General features: G+C 68.1%; 8 protein-coding genes and 1 pseudogene. 5 read left to right on the top strand and 4 right to left on the bottom strand.

All coding sequences use genetic code 11. From position 1 onward, the window contains the following. On the bottom strand, positions 1 to 950 hold a 950-nt coding region (locus tag RIF89_RS10250; protein WP_309069013.1), incomplete at its 3' end, for an extracellular solute-binding protein. 250 nt (positions 951 to 1,200) lie between these two features. On the opposite strand from RIF89_RS10250, the gene RIF89_RS10245 reads away from it, so the two are divergent. After that, complete coding sequence (locus RIF89_RS10245) at positions 1,201 to 1,686, top strand: DUF892 family protein (protein WP_309069012.1); 486 nt, start codon at positions 1,201 to 1,203, stop codon at positions 1,684 to 1,686. Positions 1,687 to 1,741: 55 nt separating this feature from the next. Here RIF89_RS10245 and RIF89_RS10240 read toward each other — a convergent pair whose 3' ends face one another. Both RIF89_RS10240 and RIF89_RS10235 read right to left on the bottom strand, forming a co-directional pair. Beyond that, on the bottom strand, positions 1,742 to 2,422 hold the full coding sequence (locus RIF89_RS10240; RefSeq protein WP_309069011.1) for a DUF6766 family protein: 681 nt from the start codon (positions 2,420 to 2,422) through the stop codon (positions 1,742 to 1,744). Beyond that, entirely contained in the window at positions 2,419 to 2,559 is a 141-nt protein-coding gene (locus RIF89_RS10235) for a hypothetical protein (protein WP_309069010.1), read from the bottom strand. Before RIF89_RS10235 ends, RIF89_RS10240 begins: the two co-directional genes overlap by 4 nt. A 188-nt stretch (positions 2,560 to 2,747) precedes the next feature. Between RIF89_RS10235 and RIF89_RS10230 the strand changes: the two genes are divergently transcribed. Both RIF89_RS10230 and RIF89_RS10225 read left to right on the top strand, forming a co-directional pair. Further along, the gene (locus RIF89_RS10230) at positions 2,748 to 3,224 is read left to right on the top strand and encodes an SRPBCC family protein (RefSeq protein WP_309069009.1); all 477 of its coding nucleotides are present in this window, start codon (positions 2,748 to 2,750) and stop codon (positions 3,222 to 3,224) included. Between the two features lie 88 nt (positions 3,225 to 3,312). Beyond that, positions 3,313 to 3,633 (top strand): ATP-dependent DNA ligase, encoded by a 321-nt coding sequence (locus tag RIF89_RS10225; protein ID WP_309069008.1) that lies wholly within the window; start codon positions 3,313 to 3,315, stop codon positions 3,631 to 3,633. Positions 3,634 to 3,700: 67 nt separating this feature from the next. On the opposite strand, the gene RIF89_RS10220 is transcribed toward RIF89_RS10225, so the two are convergent. Continuing rightward, the gene (locus tag RIF89_RS10220; RefSeq protein WP_309069007.1) at positions 3,701 to 4,054 is read right to left on the bottom strand and encodes a hypothetical protein; all 354 of its coding nucleotides are present in this window, start codon (positions 4,052 to 4,054) and stop codon (positions 3,701 to 3,703) included. Between the two features lie 167 nt (positions 4,055 to 4,221). Here RIF89_RS10220 and RIF89_RS10215 point away from each other — a divergent pair, with 167 nt between their 5' ends. Both RIF89_RS10215 and RIF89_RS10210 read left to right on the top strand, forming a co-directional pair. Continuing rightward, positions 4,222 to 4,938: a GTP pyrophosphokinase family protein gene (locus RIF89_RS10215; RefSeq protein WP_309069006.1), complete on the top strand. Its 717-nt coding sequence runs from the start codon at positions 4,222 to 4,224 to the stop codon at positions 4,936 to 4,938. A gap of 79 nt (positions 4,939 to 5,017) precedes the next feature. Then, positions 5,018 to 5,665 (top strand): annotated as a pseudogene (locus tag RIF89_RS10210) (5-methyltetrahydropteroyltriglutamate--homocysteine S-methyltransferase); the annotation flags it as partial.

Raw genomic sequence — 5,665 nt, 5'->3', positions numbered from 1 at the left:
GCGTACGCGATCGGCTCTCCCTGGCGGTCCTTGACCGTGCCGAACTCGATCGGCGCGTCCGGCGACACGTCGTTGAGCACGTTGATGTACCACTGCTCCATGGGCATCGCGCCGAGCACCCCGGTCGCGAACTGGTTGCCCTCTCCGAAGAAGTCGGCAGAGTCGCGGTAGGCCTTCACATCGCCGAAGCCGCCCTGCGCGTCGTAGATGCCGACCGCCCACTCGAGCGCCTCGACGGCCTTGGGATCGTCGAGCTGGGCGGTCTTCCCGTCCGCGCTGATCAGGTCCACGCCGTTGGCCTTGGCCCAGAGCGGGAAGAACTCGGGCAGCTTGCTGTCGACGCCGATGACGCTGAGCTTGCCGCCCTCCTTCTTCATGAGCGCCTCATTCGCGGCGCTCATCGCCTCCCAGTCGGAGCCGTCGACGTCGGAGAGCGAGAGCCCGGCGCCCTCGAGGAGGTCGGCGTTCGCCATGGTGACCTGCACGACGTTGAACTCCGGGATGCCGTACACCTGGTCGTCGAGCGTGACCTGCGCCAGCGCCGACTCGACGAACATGCCCGTGTCGATGCCCTCGCCCTCGATGCACCGCTGCAGCGGCAGGATGGCCCCGCGTGCCGCGAGGCTGCCGATCTGATCGCGGTTGGCATAGATCAGGTCCGGCGGATCGCCCGTCGCGGCCGCCGAGAGGAACTGCTGCAGGTCGAGCTCGCCCTCGGCCACCCGCACGTCCACGCCCTCGCCGAGCTCTGCCTTGGCGAGGTCCATGCGGGTCGTGGCGACCTCGTCGACGCCCGCGAAGCCCATCACGCTGAGCTCGCCCTCGAGCTCGGCTCCCGAGTCGTACTGCGCGCCCCCGTCGTCGGTGCCTCCTGTGCCGACGGCGCATCCCGCGAGCACCAGCGCCCCGCCGGCGAGCGCGGCCGCGGCCGCTGTCCGGAACCTGTTCATCACTTCCACTCCTTGCTGTCCATCCCGCAACTTCAGCCGCCCGCAGGCGCCTCATCCCCCTTGGGGACGCTAGGGGCGACGCGAGCACGCGGGCTAGGCACTTGACAGAACCGCTTCTCTGGAGGAGCGGTTCTCGCTGGGTGGGAAAGCGGCACCAGCGCGGCGATGCAATCCCTTCCCGCTGGGTGGGAGCCGCTTCTACGGTCGATGACGTCCGACAGTTCCGGTCGGATCGTCACAAGGAGGACCTATGAGTCAGACCCATCTCGAGACGCCCGAAGACCTCGTGCGCTTCAAGCTGCGCACCGCGATGAGCATGGAGGAGGATTCGCTCGCGTCGCTGCTCGAGTTGGCAGAGGCTGCGCAGACGGCGGACATCAAGAAGCTCTTCCGCCACCACGCCGATGAGACGCGCGAGCAGATCGAGAATCTGCGCAAGGTGTTCCAGCTTCTCGAGGTGCCGGAGTCGACCGCGCCGTCTCCCAGTACCAAGGGCATCAACAAGCAGGCGCAGTCGCTCATCCAGCGCAGCGCGCCCGAGCTGCGCGACCAGGTCACGCTGGCGGCTGCCCTCGGCAACGAGCACTACGAGATGGCGTCGTATCAGGGGCTCATCCTGCCGGTCACCGCGCTCGGCGCGACCGACGCGCTGAAGCTGCTGCAGGAGAACTGCGAGCAGGAGATCCACACGAGCGAGGAGCTCTCCACGCGCCTGAAGGAGCTCGTGCTCGGCTGAGCGACGCGGTGACGAAGGGCCGGTGCGCGGACGCACCGGCCCTTCGTCGTGCCGCCTACTCGGACTCGAGCGCCGAGGTGCCGTTGGGCGCGCCGACGGGCTTCGACTCGGCGGAGCCGCGCTGGCGCAGGTAGATCGAGAACGCCACCATGCATCCGACCGCGAGGAACTCGGACTGCCAGTTCTGCAGCGTCCGGCTCCAGAACTCCGGCCCCGTCACGTAGATCAGCCAGCTCGGCGCCAGCTCGCCGTGCTGCGCGGCCTCCTCGGTCGCGACGACCCAGCCCGCGAGCGACTGCGCGAACCACGACAGCAGGAAGGCTGCGCCCATCACGAGCAGCAGCGAGTTCGCGTAAAGCCACAGTCGGACGCCGCGCACGCGTGCCCAGGCGGGCGAGTCCTCGCGCGAGTGCTCGCCGATCAGCTGCTCCTCGTCGGAGCCCGTTCCCTCGTCGCCGGGCTTCTTCGACTCGGGCGATCCCCGCTGCACGAGCCACACCGTCGCGAGGATGAAGACGAAGAACTGCAGGAACTCCGACTGCCAGTTCTCCGCCAGGTCGACCATGAACTCGGACGAGGCGACGTATTCCCAGAACGGAATCGGCGCGAGTTCATGCCGGATCAGCTCTTCGTTGTTGAGCGCGTGGCCGGCGACCGCCTGGAACACCACCGACAGCACGAACAGCCCGAGGAACAGCAGGCTCAGGGCGTTGTCCCTGATCGGGCGCGTCTTCATAGTCCCGCCAGCGGAAGTGTGATCATCACGGTCAACCCCACGGCGACGATCCCGGCCCACGTCCAGAACGCGAAGCGCATGCCGCTGGTGTCTTCGACCAGCGGGCTCTCGTCCACTGCGTCGTGTGTCTGTCCCATGAGCAGACGGTAGAACGAACCGCTCCGCGAAGCGAACCGGGGGCGCGGCGCGTCCGGCGAGGAGCTCGGATACTCGCGATCTAACGAGCGGCTCCCGAACAGTCAAGCCCATTACCGCGCCAGGGCGCCCGACCTAGCGTCGTTGACATACAGCCCGACGAAGACAACACCAGATGGAGGAGTGACTTATGACCACCACCCTGAATGCCGAGATCGACGTCGACGCTCCGGTCGACATCGTCTACAACCAGTGGACGCAGTTCGAGTCGTTCCCCCACTTCCTCGGCGCCGTGAAGTCCGTGCAGCAGATCGACGACGTGCGCACGCGCTGGACCGTCAGCATCGCCGGCAAGGAGGAGGAGTTCTACGCCGACATCGTCGACCAGGTGCCGGACAGCCACGTGGCGTGGCAGAGCACGGACGGCGCGTTCCACGCAGGCCGCGTCGAGTTCGAGCCCCACGGCTCCGAGACGCGCGTGAAGCTCCGCATGGAGTGGGAGCCGGAAGGGCTGATCGAGAAGGTCGGCGCCGCGCTGAACATCGATGAGGCGCAGGCCAAGATGGACCTGGAGCGCTTCAAGAAGTTCATCGAGGAGCGCGGCGCGGAGACCGGCGGCTGGCGCGGCGAGGTGCACGGCCGGCAGGAGACCTCCCCCGACGCGTGACGCGCAGGTCGGTTTCACGCGAGCGCGTTCGATCTCGCTGAGAATCTGCGGTGCCCCACGATGGCGCGACTCCGGTATCGTCGCCATCGTGGGGCGATTCATTTATGGCGCGGCGGCCGACTCCGTCGATATCGACGACAGGACGCTTGCGCATCTGCGCATCGTCGTGATGAACAAGCTCCGCCGCGGCGAGCCGTTCATGTATGACACGAAGCTGGGCGACGGCATCGGACGGCGCAGCTTCTGGCTGCACCCCGCCGTGCCGCTGCAGTTCCACTTCTCCGGCGGACGCGCACCGCGCATCAACCGCGCCTGGCTCGATGAGCTGATGAAGGCCGCGAGCGGCCCGAACGGGCTCACCGTGATGCCGGAGCCGACGGACCCCTCCCAGCTGCCCGCCGAGGACTGAGCCTCGGAACGCGAAATCCCCCTCTCCGGCTCGGCCGGGAGGGGGATTCGCGTTCGAAGAGGTGGGCTCAGGCGGCGGGAGCGGGCATCGCCGCTTCCGTGCCGTCCGTGTCGGCGTCCTGGCCGACGTGCTCGGTTACCAGGGTGATGCCGCCGAGCGCGTTGGCCGAGTGGGCGAGCTCCTCGATCCACTCGCGGTTCAGTTCGGGGGCGACGGCCTCATCGAACTCGAAGCGCACGGGGATCGACGGGTGCATCCAGATCGTGCTGCGGCCGGGGCCGTCCTCGGCCGGGTGCTGCCACGACACGGTGAAGCTCTCCTGGCGGCGCAGCTTCGCGACGACCACCACCTTGAGGTGCGCCAGAGCGCGATCTGCGATGTGGATAGGCGCGGAATCGGTGCCGTAGTGGAGGATGCCCATGGGTCGGAGAATAGCCGCCGATCATTGGTGCGCAAAATGATCACGGATGCCGACATTCCGCCGGTGCCCGAGAGCGCTGGTGAGTGGGAGCATGACGTCGCGCGACGCGCGACAGCGGAAAGCGACGGGCACAGCTGATCCGTAAGCGCCGCCCATAGCCTGAGGCCATGACGTCTCAGCCGATCGACGGCGAATTCCTCGACGACGTGCGCGGGCTGCGGGATCAGCTCTCGCGTTTCCTCGCCGAGTACCAGTTCGGCATGCGGGAGATCGAGACGAAGCTGTCGATCCTGCGGGACGACTTCGAGCACGCGCACGCGTACAACCCCGTGGAGCACCTCTCCTGCCGGCTCAAGACGCCAGACTCGATCGCCGAGAAGGTCGTGCGCAAGGGGATAGAACCCGACCTGGCCACGATCCGCCGCGAGATCACCGACATCGCGGGCGTGCGCGTCACCTGCAGCTTCGTGCGAGACGTGTATCGGCTGTTCGACCTGCTGGCGGGTCAGGACGACATCACGGTGCGCGAGGTCAAGGACTACATCGCGACGCCGAAGGCGAACGGCTACAAGAGCCTTCATGCCATCGTCGAGGTGCCCGTGTTCCTCGCGCAGGGAACGGTGCGCGTGCCCGTCGAGGTGCAGCTGCGCACCATCGCGATGGACTTCTGGGCGAGCCTCGAGCACAAGATCTACTACAAGTACGACAAGCACGTGCCGTCGCGCCTGACCGACAGCCTGCGGGAGGCTGCTCTCACGGCTGCGGAGCTCGATGCGCGCATGGAGAGCCTGCATCGCGAGATCCACGGTGATCCGATGCTGCCTCCCCGCCCCGTCCCACCCCTGCGGATCGTGCCGGCGGGCGGGGGGATCTCGCACGCCTGAGGGCGGCTTCGAGTCGGCGTGTTTCTCCCCGCGATGCGGCCTGGTCGCGTTTCGGCGCCCGCCGCGTAGGCTTTCGCGCGTGACCGTGAACCCGCCGTACCGCGCCGACATCGTCGGCTCCTTCCTGCGTCCCGAGGCCCTCAAGGTCGCGCGGGCCCGGTTCGCCGAGGGCCGTCTCGCGGCGGAGGCGCTGCGCGAGATCGAGGACGAGCAGATCGCAGGCCTCGTGCGCAAGCAGGCCGAGAACGGCCTCGCCCTGGCGACGGACGGCGAGTTCCGCCGATCCTGGTGGCATTTCGACTTCTTCGACGGGCTCGACGGCGTCTCGATCGTCGACACGGATCACGGTCTGCCCTTCCAGGGCGTGCAGACGCGCCAGAAGGCCGTGCAGATCAACGGCCGGATCGGGTTCGGCGCGCATCCGCACGTCGAGCACGCCGGCTCGCTGCTGCCGTTGGCGGCGTCCGCGGGCGTGCAGGCGAAGGCGACGATCCCCTCGCCGACCGTGCTGGACTTCCGCGTGGAGCCGCAGAACATCGTGGGCGGCTACGCGAGCCGCGACGAGTACGTCGACGACCTCGTCGCGGCGTACCGTGCCGCCGTCCGCGCGTACTACGACGCCGGCGTCCGCTACCTGCAGTTCGACGACACCGCGTGGGCGTACCTGTGCAGCGACGTCGAGCTCGAGCGGGCGCGCACCGAGCGCGGCATCGACACCCGGGGGCTC

Origin of the sequence: Microbacterium sp., from assembly GCF_031178525.1 — a bacterium.
GTDB lineage: Bacteria > Actinomycetota > Actinomycetes > Actinomycetales > Microbacteriaceae > Microbacterium.
This window is presented reverse-complemented; position numbering and strand designations above follow the sequence as displayed.